Source organism: Flavobacterium okayamense (assembly GCF_019702945.1).
In the GTDB taxonomy this organism is placed as follows: domain Bacteria; phylum Bacteroidota; class Bacteroidia; order Flavobacteriales; family Flavobacteriaceae; genus Flavobacterium; species Flavobacterium okayamense.
Window position 1 is genome coordinate 1,498,373 of the sequence record NZ_AP024749.1, and the last position, 24,717, is coordinate 1,523,089.

Genomic DNA, 24,717 nt, shown 5'->3' on the forward strand with positions numbered 1-24,717 from the left:
GATATGGGACTTTTAGCCAAAAGAAAAAACAAAAAATTTAGTTATCAACCTCGTTTTTATGATGATAAAGGCGAAGGGAATCCGTTTGAAATCAAGCATAAGTTTGACGAATTTCGTGTAACCGTAGGTTCTGATAAAGGATTGAAAACTAAATTAATTAAAGCCTTAAACGATTATAAACATAACGAAAACAAAGAAGCTAATAGACGAATATTAATAATAGTTGGTGTTTTATTACTGCTATTTTTATTCATTATTGACTTCGATTTATCGATCTTCAAAATCAAATAAATGTCGAGTATCATTCAGTTATTACCGGATCATGTAGCGAATCAAATTGCAGCCGGAGAAGTGGTACAACGACCTGCTTCTGTGGTTAAGGAATTAATGGAAAACAGTATCGATGCGAAAGCAACCGATATTAAATTGGTTATTAAGGATGCTGGAAAAACCTTAATTCAAGTGATTGATAATGGTGCCGGAATGAGCGTAACTGATGCGCGTTTGTGTTTCGAGCGTCATGCTACTTCTAAAATCCGTCATGCTGAAGATTTATTCGATTTACACACCAAAGGTTTCCGTGGTGAAGCTTTAGCTTCCATTGCTGCAATTGCTCATGTTGAGCTTAAAACCAAACAGGATCAAGAAGAGTTAGGTACGCACATTATTATTGAAGGCAGTAAGTTTGTCTCACAAGAAGTAGCTGTTTTACCGAAAGGAACCTCTTTTTTGGTTAAAAATTTATTTTTTAATATTCCTGCAAGACGAAATTTCTTAAAATCAGATTCGGTCGAAATGCGTCACATTGTTGATGAATTTCAGCGAGTAGCTTTAGCGCATCCTACTATTTATTTTACGTTAATTCATAACGGAAGTGAAGTGTTTAATTTGCCGGCTTCTAATTATCGCCAGCGTATCGTAAATATTTTAGGAGGAAAAACGAATGAGAAATTAGTTCCAGTAACTGAAGAAACGGAAATTGTAAAAATTAGCGGATTCATTGGTAAACCTGAGTTTGCTAAGAAGAATAGAGGCGAGCAATTTTTCTTTGTGAACAACCGATTTATTAAAAGTGGTTATTTGCATCATGCAATAATGAGTGCTTATGAAGGTTTGTTAAAAGAAGGCAATCAGCCGAGTTATTTTTTATATCTTGAAGTTCCACCGCATACAATTGATATCAATATTCATCCAACAAAGACTGAAATTAAGTTTGATGATGAGCAATCATTATATGCTATTTTGCGTGCTTCAGTGAAGCACAGTTTAGGCCAATTTAATGTAGCGCCCGTTTTAGATTTTGAGCGAGATCCAAATTTAGATACGCCTTACGATTATAAAGACAAAGATTCTTCTACGCCATTAATTCAAGTAAATGCTAATTTTAATCCGTTTGCAACTGAAACAAAAACAAAATCTTCTGGAAGTTCAGTTTCTTATGCGTCAAAAAGTAATCATTTTCCTAAAAAAGAGTCGGCTTCTTGGGAAAGTTTATATGTCGATTTAAAAACAGATACTGAAGAAGTGGCTTCGATTTCTTTTGAAAGTTCAGCAGTTACAGGTTCATTATTTGATGAAAATGAAGTTGAAAAATCGACAACCACATACCAAATTCACAAAAAATATATTGTAAGTTCTATCAAATCAGGAATGTTAGTGGTTGATCAAAATAAAGCACATCAGCGTATTTTATACGAAAAGTTCCTTGAGAATATTACGGTTCATAGTGCTTCAAGTCAGCAATTGTTGTTTCCGTTGCATTTATATTTTTCAACCGAAGAAATTGAATTTATAAAAGAATTACAACCTTCATTAGAAAACACGGGTTTTCAATTTGATGAAATTCATTCAGATTCCATCCAAATTTCTGGAATTCCCGTAAATGTACAAGAGAGTGAAGTCTCTATTGTATTAGAGGAATTAATTTCGAATTTACAAAATGAAATTCCAGAAAATAGCTTTTCACTAAACGATGGAATTGCAAAAACGATGGCGAAAAGTTTAGCCATAAAAACGGGTACAAGCATTACGGTAAAAGAACAAGAAAATTTAGTTAATTCATTATTTGCTTGTAAAGACCCAAACGTTTCACCTTTTAATAAACCAACTTTCATTACGTTAAGTGTGGAAGATTTAGATAAAAAATTCGCTATATGATGAGAATGACCGATATGGTTAAGCATTTGCTTATCATAAATATTATATTTTTTGTAGGTAGTTTTCTTGCTCCACAAGCGCAAGAATTATTAGCCTTGCATTATTTTGAAAACGATAGATTTAGAATTTGGCAACCGTTAACGCACATGTTTATGCATGGTGGAATTGGTCATATTTTCTTTAATATGTTTGCTTTAGTCATGTTTGGTAGTACGCTAGAACATTTCTGGGGCGGAAAGAAATTTTTGTTTTTTTACATTTCTTGTGGTTTAGGAGCTATGTTGTTGCATACTGCGGTTAATTATTATTCAGTTCACGAAGGTGTCAGCATTTTGATTGAAAATGGGTTTTCAAAACAAGAAATTTATTCTTTATTGAATGAGGAAAAATACAATCTGCAATGGCAAGAGTTTTTATCTCCAACAGTTTTTCAAAATATGACACAAGGGTTTATTGGTGTTGCTGTTGGGGCTTCAGGCGCAATATATGGTTTGTTAGTAGCTTACGCATTTATGTTTCCTAATGCTGAATTAATGTTGATATTTTTACCAGTTCCTATTAAAGCAAAATATTTTGTGCCTGGATTATTGTTAATGGATTTATATTTAGGTTTAAACGGAAATCCAATTTTAGGTGGAAGTACAGGTATTGCTCATTTTGCGCATATTGGTGGCGCAATAATTGGGTTTGTTATGATGTGGTATTGGAAGAAAAATCAATTTGATAGAAACCGCTGGGATAGATAAGTAGAAGTCAAAAGTCAAAAGTAAAGTTTATTAAATGCCAATTTTAGACGATTTAAAATTACAATACAAACTAGGAGGAATAGTACAAAAACTAATCTTCTGGAATGTTGGTGCTTTTATATTATCGTTAGTTTTCTTTTACCAATTTAAAACAGGGAGATTTGTATATCCAAATTGGCTAGCTTTATATTCATTCTTTGATGTATTTATTGCAAAACCTTGGACACTGGTAAGTTATATGTTTTTACATGGAGGATTTTTACATTTATTATTCAACATGCTAGTATTGCACTTTTCAGGAAGATTATTTACCACTTTTTTTACAGAACGTCAGCTATTTGGATTATATGTATTAGGAGGTATATTTTCTGGAGTCATTTTTGTTTTAATCTATTCTTTGTTAGGTATTTCTTCAGTTTTAGTTGGGGCAAGTGGTGCTATAATGGGAATTCTTATTGCAACAGCAGTATATTCACCTTATATGATTGTTAGACTAGCTTTAATTGGAAATGTCAAGCTTTGGCATATCGCTGCAGTTTTATTAATAATGGATTTATTACAATTGCCTATTGACAATAGTGGTGGACATTTAGCGCATTTAGCCGGTGCTTTTTTTGGTTTTTTATACGTTAAAATGCTTCAAAGAGGAATTGATTTATCTATGCCAATTTCAAAACTTCAGGATAGTTTAGTAAATTTAAGTAAACCAAAAAAGAAGACACCATTTAAGAAAGTCCATAAAAATCAATATTCTCAAAAAACACAATCAAGTTTTAAAAAAGATATCAATCAAAAAAAGATAGATGATATTTTAGATAAAATTAGTCAATCGGGCTACGATAGTTTGACGAAAGAAGAAAAAGAATTTTTATTTAAAGCAGGAAAATAATGAATAAAGAATCGTTTGCAAGTAGGCTGGTTTTCTTTTGCAATAAAGTTTTAGCTTTAGTGACGATTCTTGCTTATATATTACCTTTTTTAGCGCCTAAGTTGTTTCCATTTTTAAGTGTTCTTACATTAATCTTACCTTTTTTTATTGTATTAAATGCTATCTTTTTTGTCTTTTGGGCATTGCAATTAAAACGGAAAATGATTTTGTCGGGTTTGGTTTTATTTTTTGGAATTACATTCGTTAGTAAATTATATAAGTTTTCAGAAACCGATTTACCAAAGGAATCGACAGATTTCTCTTTGATGAGCTATAACGTTCGTTTGTTTAATTTGTACGAATGGTTGCCTGCTAAAGACATTCCAGAGCAAATTACAGAAGTCATTCAAGATTACAATCCAGATATTTTATGTCTGCAAGAATATTCACCTAACGATAAGGTTCGTTTACGTAATTTTCCTTATAAATTTATTGAAGTTGATGGAGGGAAAAACAAATACGGACAAGCTATTTATTCTAAATTTGAAATTGTAAATAAGGGTGAAATCGACTTTCCTAATTCAAGTAATAATGTACTTTTTGTTGATGTTGTAAACCAAAAAGATACCATTCGTGTATACAGTATGCATTTACAATCCATTAAGATAAGCACTGATATTCATGAGAAAATTGATGAAAATAAATCAAAATTTATCTTTAAGAGAATTAGTGAGGCTTTTAGCGAACAACAATTGCAAGCCGAAATGATTAAGGAACATTATAATAGCTGTAAGTATCCAAAAATTATTTGTGGAGATATGAATAACAGTGCTTTTTCATACGTGTATCGCACAATTAAAGGCGAAATGAAAGATGCTTTTGAAATGGCGGGAACAGGTTTTGGTAAATCATACAATTTTGATTTTTATCCTGCGCGAATTGATTATATTTTCACTGAAAATGAATTCGAAATAAAAGAATTTAAAAACAATACCAAAGTAAAATTAAGCGATCACTTTCCTATTTATACTCGTGTAAGTTTAGAGAAAAAATAAATTTACAATTGCTGATTTTTCAAATAATCAACTGCGTGTCTTCCTTCGTTAAAAAGTAAATCAAGAATACTCAAGTTTGGAAGGAAACCATTTTTTTCTTCGAAAACCTGTGTATATTCTTCATTTAGAAATGTATCTTTTTTACCATTTACTAAATAACGGAAATCAGTTTTGTCTTGAATTTCGTGAAAGTATTCATTGGTTTTACTGAAAGGTAAATCAACACCCAAACATTCATTTACAATTTCAAAAATTTGAAAATTCAAATCCATCATAAATTCGTGTTTCTTTTCAAAAATCGGTCGAAAATCATCTTCAAAATATTCAAAGAATGGAGAAGTCCTATAAGCAGCTTCTAAAGATTTGAAATGATTTTTTTGCCAATCAAAATCATTTTCAATTCGTGTATCTTTAAACTTTTGATGTTTTTCCTTTGAATGTTTTACAGGAATGTTAAGCAATTGCAATCCATTTGGACTATAAATGTACATTCGATTGCGATTGGTTTGTTTTTGGAAATTATCTTCTACTTCAAAAGTAATTTCATTGGCTTGAACCATTGCCGTATAATGACTAATCGAAGGGAAATATGTTGGATGAAGGATTATTTTCATTTTCTTAGTTTAAGATTTAAGGTTGTTTAAACAATTTTAAACCCTTAAACTTTTAATTAATTTACTTCTTTAGCTTTCTTTTTCTTCTTCCAAAAGTATTCGCCTACAAAATATAAAGCTAATAACACTAAAAAGTAACTAAAATAAGATTTGGGTTGTCCTTCACCAGAAACTGTTGTAAATAATCTGTCCCAACGAATTTTCCAATTTTTAATACCATCATTAATTCCATCAATACTCATCCATATAAAAATTGGTTTTCCTACTATGTGATCTTCAGGAACGTAACCCCAATAACGAGAATCTTCAGAATTATGACGATTATCTCCCATCATCCAATAGTAGTTTTGTTTGAAAGTATAATCTTTAGCTAATTGTCCATTGATTAAAATTTCATCACCATTAACTTGTAAAGTATTGTGTTCGTAATCAGTTATAATTCTTTTATAAAAAGGTAAAGTTTCTTTATTTAAAGGAACAGTTTTTCCAGCTTCAGGAATATAAATTGGGCCAAGGTTGTCTTGAGTCCAATTATAATCATTGTGAGGGAAAATAGGTGCTTTTTTATGTGTGGATTCAACTGATTTATGTTTCATTAAAAAGTCAGCTATCTCATTTTCAGGATAGTCAACAAAAAGTAAATTATCGGTGTCTCTAATGACAGCACTTATATTATTTTCTCTTAATCTTTGAATAATAGAGGGAAGGTCACTATTTTTAAAATCAGGTTTTAATTTAAAAATATATGAAAACCTTGTGTTTGTGGTGTCTATGTTTTTTGTTAGAGACTCTATATTTGACAAACTTTTAAGCCTTGCCAGACTTTCTTCTGTTAATGAAGGAAAATAAACAAAGTTGTTGAGTCTTTGGAATTTATCATTATTATATGTGTTTAGACTATATAAAAATGAATTATCAATTTCTGAACCTTCTTTAAATTTTACTGAATATGAGAATTGAACTTTAGAGCGATTAGGTAAGATTAATTTATCGTTGTTTACAATTAATTCTCCATTAACAATTTCTATTTTATCTCCAGGAACTCCAACACATCTCTTTACATAATTTGATTTTTTGTCAACTGGTTTTTCAGCAAATCTGTGTAAACCATCTCTGAATTGATAAACCGTATCAACAGGCCAGTTGAAAACTACAATGTCATTGCGTTCAACTTTTTGATAACCAGGTAATCTAAAATAAGGTAATTGAGGCCATTTAGTATACGATTTTGTGTGTACAATTGGTAAGGTATCGTGAACCATTGGAGCGGCAACAGTTGTCATTGGTGTTCTAGCTCCATAATTAAATTTACTTACAAATAAGAAATCTCCAACTAATAAAGATTTTTCTAAAGACGAAGTTGGAATAGTAAAAGGTTGGATGAAATAAGTATGAACAAAAGTTGCAACAACAATTGCAAATGCTAAAGAACCAATTGTATCCATAGCTTTTGTTGGCGCTTTTAAATCACGATTTGCAAAATAGGTTACCTCTTGAGTGTAATTTACATAAGCGATATAAAATCCCAGCGTTACAATTCCAAGAATCATATCAAGAGTTGATTTTTTACCAAAAGTTCTTAAAGTTTCAATCCATACAATTGGAAACATAAACAAGTTAATAATTGGAATGAAGAGTAATAATGTCCACCATGTTGGACGATTGATTATTTTCATCAGCACAATAGCATTATAAATAGGAACAAATGCTTCCCAAGCTTTTCTACCTGCTTTTATGTATAATTTCCAAGTTCCTAATCCGTGAATAACCTGAACTAATAATATGAATAAAATCCAACTTGATGTTTCCATAATTTTTTATTTACTATAAGCTTTAAGCAATATGCTGTCAGTTATTTTAATTCGTAATTTTTAATTCGTAATTGAAAACTAAATTCCTAAAACGTCTTTCATCGTAAAAACGCCTTTTTTCCCTAAAATCCATTCAGCTGCAACTACTGAACCTAAGGCAAAACCTTCTCTTGAATGAGCGGTGTGTTTAATTTCTATTTGGTCTACTTCGCTATCATAGAAAACACTATGCGTACCAGGAACATTTTCAATTCTTTTCGCATCGATATGAATTTTGTTTTCATTAGCTTCGTCTAATGTCCAATTTTCATATGAAGTATTTTTTATAATTCCGTTTGCTAATGAAATAGCTGTTCCACTTGGTGCATCTAATTTTTGCGTATGATGAATTTCTTCCATTGAAACTTTATACTGTTTCAAGTTGTTCATCATTTTGGCTAAATATTCGTTTAATTCAAAAAAGATATTTACACCCAAGCTGAAGTTTGAACCATAAATAAAACTTCCGTTTTTTTGGTTACATAACGCCACCATTTCATCATATTTTTCTAACCACCCCGTTGTACCACTTACTACTGGAATCCCTTTTTCTAAACAAGTTGAAATATTTTCAACAGCTACACTTGGAACACTAAAATCAATAGCAACATCTGCATTTTCTAATCCATCAAAGCTATCTTGACTTCCTTTGCGTAAAACTAATTCATGATTGCGTTCTAAAGCTATTCGTTCGATAACTTTTCCCATTTTTCCGTATCCTAAAAGTGCAATTTTCATGAGGTATATGTCGCTCTTTGTTTTAAGTGTTAGCTAAAAAAGTGTTAAAAATTATAGGTTAGTTTTAAACCAGTATTGTATTTGTAGTCAATTTGATTTTGATAAAGATCTGGAGCGACTGAAAGGTTATCATTTACATTAAATTGCATTAAATGTGCATCAACATTAGCGTCTATAATGTTTAAAATGTAAATTCCTGCAGTGATTAAAGCTGATAAATCTCTGTTTCTTTGGTGAAATTGTTGCGCACGAATCAATCTGTCGTTATCTAATCCACCATAAATAGGGTGATTAGGATCAGAAGTTCCATCTAAACGACGCTTATATTCATCTCTAAACTCATGATACTTTTTATTGTTCCAAGTATAAAAGTAAATTCCACTACCTAATCCAATGTAAACTATTGGGATTTTCCAATATTTCTTATTGTAAGCTTGTCCTAAGCCTGGTACTAAAGCTGAGTAAAATGCAGCTTTTGCAGGTGATAACGGATTTATTTTTGTTGAAACCGTATCTTGAACTTCAATTCTAACTTCTTCTTGCGCGACTCCAGTTAAAGTGCCGAAAACGAAAAAGAATAAAAATATTTTGAATAAAGACTTCACTAATTGTTGATTAATTTCAAAATACGGTTAAAATCTTCTTCAGAATGGAACGGGATAGTAATTTTTCCTTTACCATTTCCTGCAATTTTCACATCTACTTTAGCGCCAAAAAAGTCATTAAATGATTTTTTATCAGAATCGTTTACATCAAATGAAGTTGCTTTAGCTTTTGCCGATTTCGGTTTTAAACTATCTTGATATTTTTTAACTAAAGCTTCGGTTTCTCTAACTGATAAATTTTCAGTTACAACTTTGTGGTAAATATCACTTTGTGCATCAACATCGCTAATGTTAATTAAAGCTCTACCGTGTCCCATTGAAATAAAACCATCTCGCATTCCAGTTTGAATGATTGGATCTAATTTCAATAAACGTAAATAGTTTGTAATTGTTGAACGTTTTTTACCAACGCGGTCGCTTAATTCTTCTTGTGTTAAATTGATTTCATCAATTAATCTTTGGTAAGAAATCGCAACTTCAATTGGGTCTAAGTCATGACGTTGAATATTTTCAACTAACGCCATTACTAATGATTCGTTATCGTTTGCTAAACGAATGTAAGCAGGAATTGTTTCTAATCCTGCTAATTTAGAAGCGCGTAATCTTCGCTCACCCGAAATTAATTGGTATTTATTAAAATCTAATTTACGAACAGTAATTGGTTGAATGACACCTAATTCTTTAATAGAAGTCGCTAATTCCGTTAAGGTTTCTTCGTTGAAGTTTGATCTAGGTTGGAATGGATTCACTTCAATTGCATCCAATTCCAATTCAATAATGTTACCAACAACCTTATCTGCTCCTTTATCTTCAACCGATTTAATATCGTTTGCTGGGTCTTTCAATAAAGCCGATAATCCTCTTCCTAATGCTTGTTTCTTTACTGCTTTCGCCATGCTTATTATTTATTTTTTTGAATAATTTCTTCTGCTAAATTTAAGTAATTGCTCGCGCCTTTACTTGTCGCATCATAATTAATAATACTTTCACCAAAACTTGGTGCTTCACTCAATTTTATATTTCGCTGAATTACCGTTTCAAAAACCATATCGTTAAAATGTTTTTGAACTTCTTCAACCACCTGATTCGATAAACGTAAACGAGAATCGTACATCGTCAATAATAATCCTTCGATATCTAATTCTGGATTGTGAATTTTTTGAACACTTTTAATAGTATTCAAAAGTTTTCCTAAACCTTCTAATGCAAAATATTCACACTGAATAGGAATGATAACACTATCAGCAGCAGTTAACGCATTTAACGTTAACAATCCTAAAGAAGGTGCACAATCGATAATAATGTAATCGTATTTATCTTTAACCGATTGTAAAGCTTGTTTCAGCATATACTCACGATTTTCTTTGTCTACCAATTCAATTTCAATGGCAACTAAATCGATATGAGCCGGAATTACAGATACATTTGGTGCACTACAATTCATGGTTGCCTCATCTGGAGTATTGCTGTGTTCTAAAACTTGGTACGAACCAATTTCAACACTTTCCACATCGATACCCAATCCAGAACTAGCATTTGCCTGTGGATCAGCATCTATTAATAAAACTTTCTTTTCTAATACCCCTAAAGAAGCTGCAAGGTTTACTGATGTAGTAGTTTTTCCTACGCCTCCTTTTTGATTAGCGATTGCAATGATTTTACCCATTTTACGATTCAGAATTTAGGATGGTAAAAATACAATTATTTATGGTTTATTCAAGTTAAATTTGTTAACAATAGACAATATAGTAAAATATATTTTGGCATAAAAAGTTAGTGTAAAAATTACCAATTATTTAAGAATCTTATTTTTGTAAAAAAAATAAACTGATGAAAATAAATATAATTACTCCAATGGAAATTGAAAACGAAAAAGTTATCAGTGCTATTGAGAGAATTCAAAATAAAAAACACGAATATCATTTGGTTACTTCTGAAATTGGAAGAGAAGCAACAGCCAAAACCATGATGTATTTGCCCGATAGTGATGTGACTATTCTGTTAGGTTTTGCGGCAATTGTTGGAAAAGAATCGGAAATGCCATACGAACTACGTTTTGGGAAACCTATTGAAATCACTACAGCATCTTTATACGGTTACGAAGGCGGCTTATTTGAAAATGGAAAACCAATTCGTGTACAACCGAAATTAAATTTACCTTGTTTGTCTTCTTTAACTTCCGATAAATTTGTTCGAACAACCAATTTAGCTGAAAAGACGGTAGTAAACATGGAAGATTATACTTTTATGTATTTAAAACGCCCGCAAGATTTTATTGTTCGAGTGATTTCGGATTATTTGCCACATGAAGTTGAAATTGATTTTTTCGAACATGTAAAAAACATCGACTTTTTATCGGCAATTGAAGCGATTGAAAATAATTTAATATAGTTGTCACTTCGAGCGGAGTCGAGAAGTCTCATTATTTAAATCCCACACAACTTCTCCGCAGCAGCTAGCAAAGTTTCATCCGTTTTAGCGAAACAAAAACGCAACATATGTTTGTCGGTTGCATCTTCATAAAAAACCGAAATTGGAATAGCGGCTACACCATATTCGGTGATTAGTTTTTTAGCGAAATCAACGTCGTTTTCTTTAGAAATGGCGTTGTAATTTACTACCTGAAAATACGTTCCATCGCAAGGCATTAATTCAAATCGACTATTTTTTAGTAAGCTTTGGAATAAATCTCTTTTTTGTTGGTACATTTTTGAAATTTCACTAAAATCAACTACATCTAAATATTCTGCAATGGCGTGTTGGGAAAAACTATTCACACTGAAAACCAAAAACTGGTGTACTTTTTTCATTTCGTACATCAAATTTTCAGGCGCAATTAAATAGCCAACTTTCCAACCGGTAACATGTAGCGATTTCCCAAAAGAGGAAGCAATAATGGTTCTATGTTTTAATTTTTCGCGAGTATTAAATGAGATATGCGGTTGTGTAAACGTAATGTATTCGTACACTTCATCACCCAAAACTATAATCTCAGGATGTTTTTCTAAAATAGTTTCTAAAGCTTCAAAATCACTTTCTGTCCAAATTCTTCCTGTAGGATTGTGCGGATTATTCACTACAATCATTTTGGTTTTTGGCGTAATTGCCGCTTCAATTGTGTTGAAATTTGGCGTGTAATCTAAATTCAACGAAACACGAACAGGTTTTCCACCAGCGACTAAAACGGAAGGTTCGTAACTGTCATAACTTGGATCTAAAATAATGACTTCGTCATTTGGATTCACAAATGTATTAATGGCTGTAAAAACACCTTGCGTAGCACCAGCAGTAATTAGCATTTCGGTTAAAGTGTTGACTTTTCTACCGTATTGTTTTAAAGTTTGATTCGCAATTTTATTTAATAGCGAAGGCAAACCAGCCATAGGTGTATATTGGTGAATATTTTCACGAATAATGCGTTCCGAAATTTGTAATAAACGCTCGTCTTCAGGGAAATTTGGAAATCCTTGCGATAAATTGATAGCTCCGTGTTGGTTCGCTAATTGCGACATCACGGAGAAGATACTAGTGGTAATGTTAGGTAATTTAAACATGGCACGAAAATACTAAAAATGTCCCGAAGATTTCTTTAATAAAATAGGAAATTGAAGCTTGAAATTTGTTGTGGCAAAAAAATAAAAAATGCAAAATTGCCACACTTTTTGTGGCATTTTTTTTAAAATGAAAACTTTGCCATAGCTTTTTTTCTAGAATTTTGATCCTGAAATTAAGTTTTAACTACCTGAAAATCAATACAAAAAAATAAAATAAATTTTTATTTGGAAAATTGAAAATTTTAAATATAAATTTGCAGCAGAAATTTAATAACCTTTTAAAACGAAGAAAAATGTTTGTATTTAAATCATTACCTCAAAGCAATTCATCAGTTGGAACTGGTGTGGCTGTTCTTCGTGGCTTAACGCAATCATAGATTAAAACACTATATATGAAAAAGCCCGAAGACATTTAGTTTCGGGCTTTTTTGTTTATTCTAGAACCTTCAAAATTTTCCCGAAACGATTTCAAAAAAAAGCAATGTGCTAAGTATGCCATTTTGGTTTGCTGCGGTTCATTGTTATGAATCATTTTTAAAATTATTATGGGAAATAAACTATCTGGGAAAGACCTAATCAAATTAGGCTTCCCAAAAAATAATGCAATAAATATTGCCTTAGGGCAAATTAATAGATATCGAAAAAGAGAGAAAAAGGAGAAAATTTTAACCGAAGCTAAGCAAGTATTGTTACATCCAGAACAATTTAAAGGAGATGGTACTTGGGGAAAAGTGGTGGAAGGTTTAATCAATCCCGTTCAAGTAAAGTTTAACGAATTAAAAACTACTCGAGCGCCTTTTTCAATTTTTGGAGAAAACGAAATTGATGAACAAGCAAAGTTTCAATTGTATGATGCTTTAAAATTACCTGTAGCGGTAAAAGGTGCTTTAATGCCCGATGCACATTCAGGATATGGATTACCAATAGGCGGAGTTTTAGCCACTGATAATGCGGTTATTCCGTATGGAGTAGGTGTGGATATTGGTTGCAGAATGAGTCTTTCTATTTTCGATTTACCGGCTTCTTTCTTCAAAGGGAAAGACCATCAATTGCAAGCGATTTTGAAAGACAATACCAAATTTGGTATGAGTGAAACGCATAAAGTTAAAGCTGATCACGAAGTGTTTTATCGCGAAGAATTTAAAACCATTCCATTGGTAAAACAATTGTTAGACAAAGCCTATAAGCAATTAGGTTCGTCTGGCGGAGGAAATCATTTTGTGGAATTCGGAATTGTGAAATTAGACAATCCGTTGCCTGAATGGAAATTGGAAGCCAAAGAATATGTAGCGGTTTTGTCACATAGTGGTTCAAGAGGATTGGGTGCTAATATAGCCAAACATTATACGTATTTAGCGAGTAAACAATGTCCGTTACCAAAGAATGTACAACATTTAGCTTGGTTGGATTTGAATACGCACGACGGACAAGAATATTGGTTAGCAATGAATTTAGCAGGCGATTATGCCAAAGCATGTCACGAAGATATTCACCGAAGATTGGCTAAAGCGCTTGGGAAACGCATTGTGGTGACTATTGAAAACCATCACAATTTTGCTTGGAAAGAAATCGTAGACGGTAAAGAATGTATTGTACACCGAAAAGGAGCGACACCAGCTGCCAAAGGACAATTGGGAATTATTCCAGGTTCTATGACAGCTCCTGGATTTATCGTAATGGGTAAAGGCAACGAAGACAGTTTGCAATCGGCTTCTCACGGAGCGGGTCGTTTGTTTTCAAGAGCAAAATGTAAAGCAACTTTTACGCAAAGTCAGATTAAAAAAGTCTTAGCGGATAATGATGTGACTTTGATTGGTGGAAATATTGATGAAGCGCCAATGGCATACAAGAACATTCATACGGTAATGAATTTACAAACCGAATTAGTAGATGTGTTAGGTACTTTCACACCGAAAATTGTTAGAATGGATAGATAAAATTTAAAATTATGGGAGCACCACATAACATTAAGAGATACGGCGAATTGTGGAATCAATTACGTATCGATGAAGGATTGAGAATCCTTTCTATTATAAAAGAATATATAGTTATTTCTGGAGGTTGGGCATGGCACTTTATGAGCGTGCCTAACCACACAGAATATAAGCATGCACACGATCATAAGGATATTGATGTTTTTGTAAATCCTAAAAATGTTTCTAGAGTAATGGAACTTTTACAAGCAAATGGTTTTGAAAAAGTTTGGACTCGATATGACCATTTGCCTAGTCAAGAGAATTTTAGGAGATATGAAAAAGTTATTGAAATAAAAGGTGAAAAACCTTTTAGAATAACTATCGATTTTTTTGAAAGAGATGATATTAAGGCTATAGAGTCTAATGGATTTTTGGTGGTTTCACCAAGCCAATTATTGACTTTTTATAGAAACATTCATTCAAGTGATAAATGTTGGGCAGTTTTGAAAGCTAAAGAATTTATAGAGAAGGGAATTAATCCAGTAGGAAGAATTGAGCTTTCTGAAATTCCAAAAGAGTTTCAAAAAGTTAAAAAGTAAAATTTAAAATATTGGAAAAAATAATTCAAATAACCTCTGGAAGAGGGCCTGCAGAATGTACTTGGGTAGTAGCGCAAGTATTGAAAAAAGTGTTGCAAGAAGCCGAATCTTTTAATTTAAAAGCAACGGTTTTGCAACACGAAGCAGGTTTGGAAAATGGAACGGTAGCTTCAGCTATGGTTCAAATTATAGGAAATGAAGCGGATGAATTTGTCGCTTCATGGGTAGGAACGATTCAATGGATTGGGAAAAGTAAGTTTCGAAAGTTTCACAAACGTAGCAATTGGTTTATTGGAATCTTTGAAGTAGAAGCCATTAATACCAAAGCTTTTTCGGAAAAAGACATTCAATACCAAGCGATGCGAAGTTCGGGAGCGGGCGGACAGCATTTGAACAAAGTGAGTTCGGCGATACGTGCTACGCATATACCAACAGGAATTAGTGTGGTGAGTATGGATTCGCGTTCGCAACATCAAAATAAAAAATTGGCAACAGAACGTTTGTTGGTGAAATTAAATGAAGCACAATTGGATGTGTTGAAGCAACAATTCCAAAGTCAGTGGATGAACCAAATGGCGGTTGAACGTGGTAATCCCATTCGTACGTTTGAGGGTTCCGATTTCAAGAAACTCAAAGTAGATAAAAAATTTAAACAGGAGCGACAGCGCCTTAAACGAGATTTAAAAAATGAAAAATATTGATAAATACTTATTTCAAGCCTTGGATAATTATCCGTATTGGTTGGAAGGAACGGTTGAGTCTTTAGATTATGCGTTATCGTATGATGCTAAAAATGTAACGGCTTTGTGTTTGTATGCTCGAATAGAAGCCGAACAATTGCAAAATTATGAAGCGGCAAAAAATTATTTTCAAGAAGCATTGGCTATTAACATTGATGCCGTTGCGGTGTATCCGTATTATTTGGAAACCTTGCTTTTAAATGAAGATTACGAGGAAGCTTCGAAATTAATTGATTTTGCCTTAACAATTAAAGGCATAAATAAAAAAACAATTTTGTTGAAAAAAGTACAACTGTTAGAACGTCAACAAGAGATAAAAGCGGCTTTACAATTAATGAAAGAAGTGAAATTATTCTCTTTTGATAGCGAAACTTATGAAGTGGAACAATTGGAAACCCGATTAAAAGCGAAAAAAGAATTGTTACAACCTAAGAAGAAATCCAAGAAAAAGAAAACGGATAAAAAAGGCAAGAAGAAATGATAAAACCAGCTGTAAGGCTGGTTTTTTGGTTTAATTGATATTGTTTTTAGAATGATTACTCTTCTAGTAAAACCTCTAAAATACTAATCGCGGCATCGCTAATTTTAGTTCCAGGACCAAAAACTGCAACGGCACCGGCGTCGAATAAATATTGGTAGTCTTGTGCTGGGATAACTCCTCCAACAATTACCATAATATCTTCTCTTCCGTATTTTTTCAATTCTTCAATAACTTGAGGAACTAAAGTTTTGTGTCCCGCCGCTAAAGAAGAAACGCCTAAAATGTGTACGTCGTTTTCTACCGCTTGTTTGGCAGCTTCTTGTGGTGTTTGGAATAAGGGACCAATGTCTACGTCAAAACCTACATCGGCATAACCTGTTGCTACTACTTTAGCACCACGATCGTGACCGTCTTGTCCCATTTTGGCAATCATAATTCTTGGGCGACGTCCCTCTTTTTTAGCAAAGGCATCTGCTAATTGTTTTGCTTTTTCAAAGCTTTCGTCGTTTTTAATTTCTTTACTATACACGCCACTAAAACTTCTAATTTGTGCTTTGTATCTTCCGAAAACAGTTTCTAAAGCATCGCTAATTTCACCTAAAGTAGCTCTGTTGCGTGCTGCATCTACTGCTAAATCTAATAAGTTACCGTTTCCTGTTTTGGCACATTCGGTTAGTTTGTCTAAACATTCGGCAACTTTTGCGTTATCACGCGTTGCTTTTATTTGATCCAATCGCTCGATTTGTTGTTTACGAACAGTTTGGTTATCTACTTCTAAAATATGTAACGGATCTTCTTTCTCTAAACGGTATTTGTTAACGCCAACAATAATATCTTGTCCGCTATCAATACGGGCTTGTTTACGAGCCGCCGCTTCTTCAATTCTTAGTTTCGGAATTCCAGCTTCAATGGCTTTCGTCATACCGCCTAATTCTTCTACTTCTTCCATTAAAGCCCAAGCTTTTTCGGCAATTTCAGCTGTTAAACTTTCTACGTAATAACTTCCTGCCCAAGGATCAACGGTTTTACAGATTTTCGTTTCTTCTTGTAAGTAGATTTGTGTATTACGAGCAATACGCGCAGAGAAATCGGTTGGTAAAGCAATCGCTTCGTCCAATGCATTCGTGTGTAACGATTGTGTTCCGCCAAATGCTGCTGCAGCTGCTTCAATTGCCGTACGAGCCACATTGTTAAAAGGATCTTGCTCCGTTAAACTCCAACCTGAAGTTTGACAATGCGTACGTAAGGCTAATGATTTATCGTCTTTTGGATTGAATTGTTTCAATAATTTTGCCCAAAGCATACGACCAGCACGCATTTTTGCAATTTCCATGAAATGATTCATTCCGATTGCCCAGAAAAACGAAAGGCGAGGAGCGAAGGTATCAATATCCATTCCGGCAGCAATTCCAGTACGAATGTATTCCAAACCATCGGCTAAAGTGTATGCCAACTCAATATCGGCAGTAGCACCTGCTTCTTGCATATGGTAACCCGAAATAGAAATCGAGTTGAATTTCGGCATGTTTTTACTCGTATATTCGAAAATATCGGCAATGATTTTCATCGAAGGCGTTGGTGGATAAATATAAGTATTTCGCACCATAAATTCCTTCAAAATATCATTCTGAATCGTTCCTGATAATAGGTTAGGAGCAACGCCTTGTTCTTCCGCAGCCACGATGTAGAATGCCATGATAGGTAAAACCGCACCATTCATGGTCATCGAAACCGACATTTCACCTAATGGAATTTGGTCGAAAAGAACTTTCATATCTTCTACCGAGTCGATAGCAACTCCAGCTTTTCCAACGTCACCCACCACTCGTTCATGATCAGAATCGTAACCCCTGTGTGTCGCTAAATCGAAGGCTACTGAAAGTCCTTTTTGTCCAGCCGCTAAGTTTCTTCTGTAAAAAGCATTACTTTCTTCCGCAGTTGAAAATCCTGCATACTGACGAATTGTCCAAGGTCGGCGAACGTACATGGTAGCATAAGGTCCGCGTAAATTTGGCGCAAAACCAGCTGCAAAACCAATGTGTTCTAAATTTTGAATATCTTCTTCAGAATAACTTGGTTTAACTTCAATTCCTTCAGCAGTTGTGAAGTTCTCGACTCCGCTCGAACTGACAGCTTCTGATTTTGTACTTTTTACTATCTGTAAATCTTGTATATTTTTTCTCATGATTATTGCTCTTGAGATAAACGTTCTTGTTCTAATTTTTCGGCTAATCTTCTCTCAATAATAGGAGTAATCAGCGTTTTTCTTGGATTTTGTTTCACAAACGGATACAATTCCAAATCATCTTTCATTCGGTCGTTTTTGTTAGGATATTTATTGGTTCCTAATAAAACTTCTTTTCCGTTGTCAAACAATTCTTGTTCTTTATCGGCACTTTCTTTAATTTTTCGTTGAATAGTTCCTTCGATTAATTGTGTAATGAAGCCACCATTTGCTTCAATATCTTTAAATAATGCTAAGGCTTTTTCGGCTAATTGTTCGGTTAAGATTTCAATATAATAAGCGCCATCAGCAGGATTATCTACTTTATCGAAATAGCTTTCGTTCTTTAAAACTAATAATTGATTACGTGAAATTCTATCGCCAAACTCGTTGTCTTTATGGTAAATGGCATCGTAAGGTAAATTACTTACTTCATTAGCTCCGCCAAGAATTGCCGACATACATTCAGTTGTAGTACGCAACATATTTACATTGTAATCATAAAGTGTTTTGTTGCGTTTCGTAGGAACTGCAACAATTTTACAATCTAACTTATGGTTGTATGCTGAAGCTAGCGTATTGAATAAAATACGTAAAGCACGAAGTTTAGCAATTTCGAAGAAATAGTTAGAACCTACAGCAACTTCAAAAGTAATAGGTTGTTTTATCGTTTCAATTCTATTAAAGTACTCGTTTACATGTGCTAGTGCATAAGCCAATTGCTGTACCATATTAGCACCAGCATTTTGGTAACTCGTAGTATTAATACTTAAGAAAGGAATTTTATTTTTTTGATTGATGGTGTTAAGTTGGTCAAAATCTTTTTCCAAGTTTTCAAACCAATTTCCATCTTTAACTAAATGACCAATTGAATCGAGTTGTATTGTAAAATGAGCTTGATTTTGAAGCGCAAAAGTTTCTAATTTTTGAACGAAATCGATTGAAAGAAAAGGTAAATAAAAAGAATACTTATTATTTTCTAGAGGAAGATTTTGCATTAACTCTTCAATCGAAATGTTTTCGTTTTCTAAAGTAAAGCGTATAGTTTCAGCACCACGATTTAAAACGTCTTTTGCTTTTATATTAGATTTTGCAACATCGTGTACATAAATATCTTGTAGAATTTGAAATGTTGTATTTTGTGTTTCAACAGCTACATTATTTTCAAACTCGTCATTATGATAAAAAGGTTTTACTTTAATACCTTCTAAGCTTTCCCAAACCAAAGTGTCGTTATAATCGGCACCTTTTAGTTCGACTTGTATTTTTTGTTTCCATTCTTTTGAAGATACATTTGTAAACTCTTCAAATAACTTTTCCTTTGCCATTGGTATTTATTAAATGGTTAAAAGTTTAAAAATCGGTTTGTTCTTCCTGTTTTTCGCCTTCATACTCTATTATATATATGTCTTCATTTTCGCGCTTCATATAGTATTTTTCTCGAGCGTATTTTTCAATTTGATCAGGATTTTTAAGTTTTTTTATACGAATACTATCTTTTTTTATTTCGGTTTTATAGTATTCGATATTGTCTTCTAATTCGTCGATTTCCTTATTTAAGACACGATGTTCAAGATAAGAATAATTATCTAAAAAAAGTATCCATATAATAAATCCTAAAAGTACTAAAGCATATCTGTTTCCTAAATATCTTAGAAAAGGGTATTTGTTTAGTATGTCTTTTATTTTTTTCAATTAACGAATTCGTTGTTTAATTACTGCACGAACTACATCAATGGCAACAGTGTTGTATTTATCATTTGGAATGATAATATCTGCGTAATTCTTTGTAGGTTCAATAAATTGCTGATGCATTGGTTTTAAAGTGTTTTGATATCTATTTAAAACTTCTTCCATGTCACGACCACGTTCAGCAATATCACGTTTTAAACGACGAATTAATCGTTCGTCAGAATCGGCATGAACGAAAATTTTAATATCAAACATTTCACGAAGCTCAGGATTGGTTAGAATTAGAATTCCTTCTACAATCATAACTTTTCTAGGATGAGTTACAATTACGTCGTCTGTTCTGTCGTGAGTTACAAAAGAATAAACAGGCTGTTCGATAATTTGTCCAGCTTTTAATTCTTTTAGATGTTGTACTAATAAATCAAAATCGATAGCACGAGGATGATCAAAGTTGATTTTTGTACGTTCTTCGTATGATAAATGATGTGTTTCTTTATAATATGAATCTTGAGAAATAATTCCAACTTCAGTAGCTGGTAATTCATTCATAATTTGATGAACTACAGTTGTTTTTCCGCTTCCTGTTCCTCCTGCAATACCAATAATTAGCATAGTTGTATTGTTTTGTTAAATATTTGGCAAATTTACATATTTGAAATGAATTTTTACTTTTTTAAAAATTTTAAAATAATTGGTTTTTTATTTGTTGGAGATAATTTTAATAGTATATTTGCACCCACAAATTCGGGGTGTAGCGTAGCCCGGTCATCGCGCCTGGTTTGGGACCAGGAGGTCGCAGGTTCGAATCCTGCCACCCCGACAAAAGCCTTCTCAATTTTGAGGAGGCTTTTTTATTTATGGTAGTTATGTTTTATACTTACATTTTATTCAGTACAAAGACACATAAGTATTACGTTGGTCAAACTAATAATTTATCTGATAGATTATTCAGACATAATTCAGGACAACAAGTTTCAACTAAAAATGGTATTCCTTGGATTTTGATTGTTTCTTTTGATTTTTCAACGAGAAAGGAAGCGGTTTATTTGGAAACTAAAATTAAGAAAAGAGGTATTAAAAGATTTTTAATTGATAATGATTTATTAGAACAATAATAGCGTCCCGCAAGGGCGGGAAGGTCGCAGGTTCGAATCCTGCCACCCCGACAAAAGCCTTCTCATTTATGAGAAGGCTTTTTTATTGAAATAATCAATTGTAAAATAGTTTTTTGTAATCTTAATAACACTTTTATTATTTCAAATTTCTTACTTTTGAAACTCAAAAAAATAATACAATATGTCAAATTCTATAGAAAGAGTAAAATGTTTAATAATAGGCTCTGGTCCTGCAGGTTATACTGCAGCAATTTATGCAGCTAGAGCAAATATGTTTCCAGTATTATACCAAGGTCAGCAACCAGGAGGTCAATTAACAACTACAAATGAAGTTGAAAATTTTCCTGGATATCCTGATGGAATTACTGGCCCTGAAATGATGGTACAATTACAAGCACAAGCAACTCGTTTTGGTACAGATATCCGTGATGGATGGGCAACAAAAGTTGATTTTTCAGGAGAAGTACACAAAGTTTGGATAAATGATACAATTGAAATACATGCTGATACAGTTATTATTTCTACAGGTGCTTCTGCAAAATATTTAGGTTTAGAATCAGAGCAACATTATTTAAAATTAGGTGGTGGAGTTTCAGCTTGTGCGGTTTGTGATGGTTTCTTTTATAGAAATCAAGAAGTTGTAATCGTAGGAGCAGGAGATAGTGCTTGTGAAGAAGCTCACTATTTATCTCATATTTGTAAAAAAGTAACCATGTTAGTTAGAAGTGATGTTTTTAGAGCTTCTAAAATTATGGAAGAGCGTGTGCGTAAAACGCCAAATATTGAAATTTTAATGCATACTGAAACAGATGAGGTTTTAGGTGACGGACAAGTAGTTACTGGTGTTAGAGCTAAAAATAGAGCGACAGGAGAAGTTACTGAAATTCCTGCAACTGGTTTCTTTGTCGCTATTGGACACAAGCCAAATACAGATATTTTTGCAGATTATTTAGATTTAGACGAAACAGGATACATTAAAAATATTCCAGGTACTGCAAAAACAAATGTGCCAGGTGTATTTGTTGGCGGAGACGCAGCAGATCATGTGTATCGTCAGGCAATTACTGCTGCTGGAACTGGTTGTATGGCGGCTTTAGATGCAGAACGTTATCTAGCTTCGAAAGAGTAATAAATTTTAAGATATTAAAAATCCCGCTTTTAGCGGGATTTTTTTATTGTTTCAAGTAGTCATATAAACTTTCTATATCTTCTTTATCTAAGTTATTTGAAAAAGTAGCTATATGATATACTTTTTTAAAAGTTTTTACTTTAGTAGTATCAATTTGATTTTTAAAAGTTAGCCAAGTTTTTAATTTTATCGAATCTATATTTGCCAATGCGGGTCCAGTCATATTTTTATGAAGCCTATGACAAGCTGAACAATTAGAATCGAATATTTCTTTTCCTTTGTTTTCGTTTTCAGTCAAACTAATTGTTCCACAAATTAAAGTTGGTTCAGGAGTAGCACAATTTAATTTTTGCGCATTATTTTGTAAGGTAAAAATGATAAAAATAACGGATAAGAATGTCAATATTGAAAAAATAAATATGTAAATTCTTAATCTTTTCATTGTTTAAGAAGCCTAGCTCTTTGTGTTCCTAATATAGGATATACTTTTACAGTTGGAATTTCTTCTGTTCCTTTTCCGGTAGTTTCTACTTTATTGGTATTGGTAAACATAATTTCAAAATCCATGTAGTCGTCATAGAATTTTTCAGTAGTTGTAATTAAACTTCCATTAACTTCAAACATTGAAAATATTCCATTATCGAAAACTGATGCCTGTAAAAGAATACCATTGTTTTCGTCAATAATGTATTGACCTTTCGCTTTGTCTTTTTCGATTAAAAAATAATTTCGAGGTTGATTATTGTAAACCAAAACATATTTGTAAGTTCCTATAGTATCTGTTTTAGTAAAGTGAAATTCCATATCAATTTCTTGTTTACCTTTCGCGCTAACGATTTCTAATTTACCTTTGTAATTCCCCAGAAAGTCATCAGGAAAATTCTTTTCTTGACCAAAACTTAGTCCGAAAGTTAGAAAACTTACTATGTATAGGAATAATTTCAATTAGAACTCTTTTTTATATAAAGTAGTTGAATTAGTAAATTTTAGAATTTCAATTTTTGGCTCGCCGTATAATTCTATTTCACTTTTTCCTGAAGCAGAAATAGTGATAAAGTTGGTAGCGTAAACAATTGCTTTTGCATAGCCTTCAATATTGATTTCTAAATCTTTAGCTGTTAATTTCTTTACATCTAAATTAACATTATTATCCAAACGAAGTTTTACAGTTTCGGCATCACCTTCAATTTTAGCTTCACTCTTTTCATACATATCCACTTTAAGTTCGGGTGAAGCTACTAAGGCTTTTAATTCTGCATTTTTACTTAATTCTAATGTAGTATTTTGAGCCTTTACATTTAATTCTGCTTCAGCTTTGTCATTTAAAATTAATGTAAAATAATTTGACTGAACGTTTAAAAACGATTTCGATTTATCGTAATTTTTTATTGTAATGTTTTCAGCTTGTAAATCATTTAATGCATTAACTACAGTTTCACCTTTAGCGGAAACTAATTTTAAATTTTCGGTGTAATTAATACGAATTGAAAACTTTTTTGCGCTAATAACATCTTTTAAAGCATAAACGCGAAGTGTGTTACCTGCAACTGAAAAGTTAATAGCATCATGTAAATTATCATCGGCTTCAATTTCTAGTGAAGGTTTATCTCCTTTTACTAAAAACACTTCTAAATTATCTTCAACTTCAATGTTTTCAAAGCTTTCTAAATCATTAATAGTATGAGTAATAATTTTAGAACCCTTAATTTTTTCTTTCTTTTGACCGAATGATAAAGTGGTAAATAATACGAGTGTTAGTACAAGTGTAAATTTTTTCATAAATAAAATTGTTTTCAATACGTAAACAATAATTGTTCCAAAGTATAAAAACAAACCTACATAAAAAAATGAATCTAGCAAAGTGACTAAAAATAAAAAATCCCGAAAAAATCGGGATTTTAATTATTTTCTTGAGATACTTCCTCCGGAACTTTCATTTACAGAAACATCTGTAGGATTTGATACATAATTTATTGAACTTCCGCTAGAAGCTTCTGCTTTTAATTTTTTAGATGCATTCACTGTTGTTGAGCTTCCGCTTGATGCATCGGCATCTACATTGTTTGCAATTAATTCTGATAAGTTAATTGAACTTCCGCTAGAAGAATTTGTTGAAACATTATCAGCACTTCCTAATAATTGAATTAGACTTCCGCTACTTCCATCACAAGTTAATACTTGGCTTTTTATATTCAATTTCACATTACTTCCGCTACTAGCGTCTATTTTTAAATCATTAAAAGCTAATTCGTTTTCACTTTCTATGCTAACGCCACTAGATGCTGAAATGCTATTTAAATTAGGAACTTCAACAAAAACTTTTTTAGCGATTGATTTGTAAATATTTGTATCGCAATAAACTTCTAATGTACCATTTTCTACTACCGTAAAAATATGATCTTGTAAGTTAGCGTCAGCTTCAACTTCAACATAAGTTGTGTTTCCTTGTTTTAGGTGAACTTCTAATCCGTTTTTAGCTTTAATTGCTGTGAACGAATCTACTCTTCGTTTTGTTGTAGTTACATTTCCATCGCCTGAAATCGAATTAAAATTACCACAACTTACGACTAACATTGCAGCAAGAGTAGCAATTATTAATTTCGTAATTTGAACAATTAGTTTAATCATGATTGT

The 24,717-nt window shown here is 32.5% G+C and carries 27 protein-coding genes and 1 tRNA gene; 13 read left to right on the forward strand and 15 right to left on the reverse strand.

The annotated features are described in order from the left end of the window. The first annotated feature begins 3 nt into the window (after positions 1–3). From KK2020170_RS06865 to KK2020170_RS06885, 5 genes are read left to right on the forward strand one after another with little or no spacing between them, the layout of a single operon-like run. Complete coding sequence (locus tag KK2020170_RS06865; protein WP_221257604.1) at positions 4–291, forward strand: riboflavin synthase subunit beta; 288 nt, start codon at positions 4–6, stop codon at positions 289–291. After that, a complete protein-coding gene (gene mutL, locus KK2020170_RS06870) occupies positions 292–2,157 on the forward strand; it encodes a DNA mismatch repair endonuclease MutL (RefSeq protein ID WP_221257605.1) in 1,866 nt (621 codons plus the stop codon). After that, on the forward strand, positions 2,154–2,903 hold the full coding sequence (locus KK2020170_RS06875) for a rhomboid family intramembrane serine protease (protein WP_221257606.1): 750 nt from the start codon (positions 2,154–2,156) through the stop codon (positions 2,901–2,903). The genes mutL and KK2020170_RS06875 overlap by 4 nt, the downstream gene beginning before the upstream one ends. Positions 2,904–2,937: 34 nt before the next feature. Then, the gene (locus KK2020170_RS06880; RefSeq protein WP_221257607.1) at positions 2,938–3,792 is read left to right on the forward strand and encodes a rhomboid family intramembrane serine protease; all 855 of its coding nucleotides are present in this window, start codon (positions 2,938–2,940) and stop codon (positions 3,790–3,792) included. Further along, complete coding sequence (locus tag KK2020170_RS06885; RefSeq protein WP_221257608.1) at positions 3,792–4,826, forward strand: endonuclease/exonuclease/phosphatase family protein; 1,035 nt, start codon at positions 3,792–3,794, stop codon at positions 4,824–4,826. Before KK2020170_RS06880 ends, KK2020170_RS06885 begins: the two co-directional genes overlap by 1 nt. A gap of 2 nt (positions 4,827–4,828) precedes the next feature. On the opposite strand, the gene KK2020170_RS06890 is transcribed toward KK2020170_RS06885, so the two are convergent. The 6 genes from KK2020170_RS06890 to KK2020170_RS06915 all read right to left on the reverse strand — a co-directional run bounded on the left by KK2020170_RS06890 (position 4,829) and on the right by KK2020170_RS06915 (position 10,299). Further along, positions 4,829–5,440: a WbqC family protein gene (locus tag KK2020170_RS06890; protein ID WP_221257609.1), complete on the reverse strand. Its 612-nt coding sequence runs from the start codon at positions 5,438–5,440 to the stop codon at positions 4,829–4,831. 56 nt (positions 5,441–5,496) lie between these two features. Beyond that, positions 5,497–7,251, reverse strand: a complete 1,755-nt coding sequence (gene lepB / locus KK2020170_RS06895; RefSeq protein WP_221257610.1) for a signal peptidase I — start codon at positions 7,249–7,251, stop codon at positions 5,497–5,499. A 78-nt stretch (positions 7,252–7,329) separates the two neighbouring features. Continuing rightward, positions 7,330–8,028 (reverse strand): 4-hydroxy-tetrahydrodipicolinate reductase, encoded by a 699-nt coding sequence (gene dapB / locus KK2020170_RS06900; RefSeq protein WP_221257611.1) that lies wholly within the window; start codon positions 8,026–8,028, stop codon positions 7,330–7,332. Positions 8,029–8,072: 44 nt separating this feature from the next. After that, entirely contained in the window at positions 8,073–8,633 is a 561-nt protein-coding gene (locus KK2020170_RS06905; RefSeq protein WP_221257612.1) for a DUF5683 domain-containing protein, read from the reverse strand. Further along, entirely contained in the window at positions 8,633–9,529 is an 897-nt protein-coding gene (locus tag KK2020170_RS06910) for a ParB/RepB/Spo0J family partition protein (RefSeq protein ID WP_221257613.1), read from the reverse strand. Before KK2020170_RS06910 ends, KK2020170_RS06905 begins: the two co-directional genes overlap by 1 nt. 5 nt (positions 9,530–9,534) lie before the next feature. Further along, positions 9,535–10,299, reverse strand: a complete 765-nt coding sequence (locus tag KK2020170_RS06915) for a ParA family protein (RefSeq protein ID WP_221257614.1) — start codon at positions 10,297–10,299, stop codon at positions 9,535–9,537. 164 nt (positions 10,300–10,463) lie between these two features. Here KK2020170_RS06915 and KK2020170_RS06920 point away from each other — a divergent pair, with 164 nt between their 5' ends. After that, on the forward strand, positions 10,464–11,024 hold the full coding sequence (locus KK2020170_RS06920; protein WP_255567293.1) for a hypothetical protein: 561 nt from the start codon (positions 10,464–10,466) through the stop codon (positions 11,022–11,024). Between the two features lie 35 nt (positions 11,025–11,059). Here KK2020170_RS06920 and KK2020170_RS06925 read toward each other — a convergent pair whose 3' ends face one another. Beyond that, complete coding sequence (locus KK2020170_RS06925; protein ID WP_221257615.1) at positions 11,060–12,187, reverse strand: methionine aminotransferase; 1,128 nt, start codon at positions 12,185–12,187, stop codon at positions 11,060–11,062. A gap of 545 nt (positions 12,188–12,732) precedes the next feature. Here KK2020170_RS06925 and KK2020170_RS06930 point away from each other — a divergent pair. From KK2020170_RS06930 to KK2020170_RS06945, 4 genes are read left to right on the forward strand one after another with little or no spacing between them, the layout of a single operon-like run. Next, a complete protein-coding gene (locus tag KK2020170_RS06930) occupies positions 12,733–14,124 on the forward strand; it encodes an RtcB family protein (protein ID WP_221257616.1) in 1,392 nt (463 codons plus the stop codon). 11 nt (positions 14,125–14,135) lie between these two features. Then, positions 14,136–14,702 carry a hypothetical protein gene (locus KK2020170_RS06935; RefSeq protein WP_221257617.1) on the forward strand — a complete coding sequence of 189 codons (567 nt, stop codon included), beginning with the start codon at positions 14,136–14,138 and terminating at the stop codon, positions 14,700–14,702. Between the two features lie 11 nt (positions 14,703–14,713). After that, positions 14,714–15,403: a peptide chain release factor H gene (gene prfH / locus KK2020170_RS06940; RefSeq protein WP_221257618.1), complete on the forward strand. Its 690-nt coding sequence runs from the start codon at positions 14,714–14,716 to the stop codon at positions 15,401–15,403. Then, positions 15,390–15,923, forward strand: a complete 534-nt coding sequence (locus KK2020170_RS06945) for a tetratricopeptide repeat protein (RefSeq protein WP_221257619.1) — start codon at positions 15,390–15,392, stop codon at positions 15,921–15,923. The genes prfH and KK2020170_RS06945 overlap by 14 nt, the downstream gene beginning before the upstream one ends. A gap of 55 nt (positions 15,924–15,978) precedes the next feature. Here the strand turns inward: KK2020170_RS06945 and scpA are convergent, their stop codons facing one another. The 4 genes from scpA to udk are packed head-to-tail and all read right to left on the reverse strand — an operon-like array spanning position 15,979 to position 20,451. After that, entirely contained in the window at positions 15,979–18,111 is a 2,133-nt protein-coding gene (gene scpA, locus KK2020170_RS06950; protein ID WP_221260002.1) for a methylmalonyl-CoA mutase, read from the reverse strand. Continuing rightward, positions 18,111–19,475 (reverse strand): methylmalonyl-CoA mutase subunit beta, encoded by a 1,365-nt coding sequence (locus tag KK2020170_RS06955; RefSeq protein WP_221257620.1) that lies wholly within the window; start codon positions 19,473–19,475, stop codon positions 18,111–18,113. The genes scpA and KK2020170_RS06955 overlap by 1 nt, the downstream gene beginning before the upstream one ends. A 25-nt stretch (positions 19,476–19,500) precedes the next feature. Then, entirely contained in the window at positions 19,501–19,842 is a 342-nt protein-coding gene (locus KK2020170_RS06960) for an FtsB family cell division protein (RefSeq protein WP_255567294.1), read from the reverse strand. Continuing rightward, positions 19,843–20,451, reverse strand: a complete 609-nt coding sequence (gene udk, locus KK2020170_RS06965; protein WP_221257621.1) for a uridine kinase — start codon at positions 20,449–20,451, stop codon at positions 19,843–19,845. Positions 20,452–20,584: 133 nt separating this feature from the next. Between udk and KK2020170_RS06970 the strand changes: the two genes are divergently transcribed. From KK2020170_RS06970 to trxB, 3 genes are all read left to right on the forward strand, one after another. Further along, a tRNA-Pro gene (locus KK2020170_RS06970) sits at positions 20,585–20,659 on the forward strand. Between the two features lie 46 nt (positions 20,660–20,705). Continuing rightward, on the forward strand, positions 20,706–20,954 hold the full coding sequence (locus tag KK2020170_RS06975) for a GIY-YIG nuclease family protein (protein WP_221257622.1): 249 nt from the start codon (positions 20,706–20,708) through the stop codon (positions 20,952–20,954). A gap of 181 nt (positions 20,955–21,135) precedes the next feature. Further along, positions 21,136–22,083 (forward strand): thioredoxin-disulfide reductase, encoded by a 948-nt coding sequence (trxB, locus tag KK2020170_RS06980; protein WP_221257623.1) that lies wholly within the window; start codon positions 21,136–21,138, stop codon positions 22,081–22,083. 43 nt (positions 22,084–22,126) lie between these two features. Here trxB and KK2020170_RS06985 read toward each other — a convergent pair whose 3' ends face one another. The 4 genes from KK2020170_RS06985 to KK2020170_RS07000 all read right to left on the reverse strand — a co-directional run bounded on the left by KK2020170_RS06985 (position 22,127) and on the right by KK2020170_RS07000 (position 24,711). Further along, the gene (locus tag KK2020170_RS06985; protein WP_221257624.1) at positions 22,127–22,525 is read right to left on the reverse strand and encodes a cytochrome c; all 399 of its coding nucleotides are present in this window, start codon (positions 22,523–22,525) and stop codon (positions 22,127–22,129) included. Continuing rightward, positions 22,522–23,028: a hypothetical protein gene (locus KK2020170_RS06990; protein ID WP_221257625.1), complete on the reverse strand. Its 507-nt coding sequence runs from the start codon at positions 23,026–23,028 to the stop codon at positions 22,522–22,524. Before KK2020170_RS06990 ends, KK2020170_RS06985 begins: the two co-directional genes overlap by 4 nt. Continuing rightward, the gene (locus KK2020170_RS06995; RefSeq protein WP_221257626.1) at positions 23,029–23,862 is read right to left on the reverse strand and encodes a GIN domain-containing protein; all 834 of its coding nucleotides are present in this window, start codon (positions 23,860–23,862) and stop codon (positions 23,029–23,031) included. 123 nt (positions 23,863–23,985) lie between these two features. Then, positions 23,986–24,711, reverse strand: a complete 726-nt coding sequence (locus KK2020170_RS07000; RefSeq protein WP_221257627.1) for a head GIN domain-containing protein — start codon at positions 24,709–24,711, stop codon at positions 23,986–23,988. Positions 24,712–24,717 lie beyond the last annotated feature (6 nt).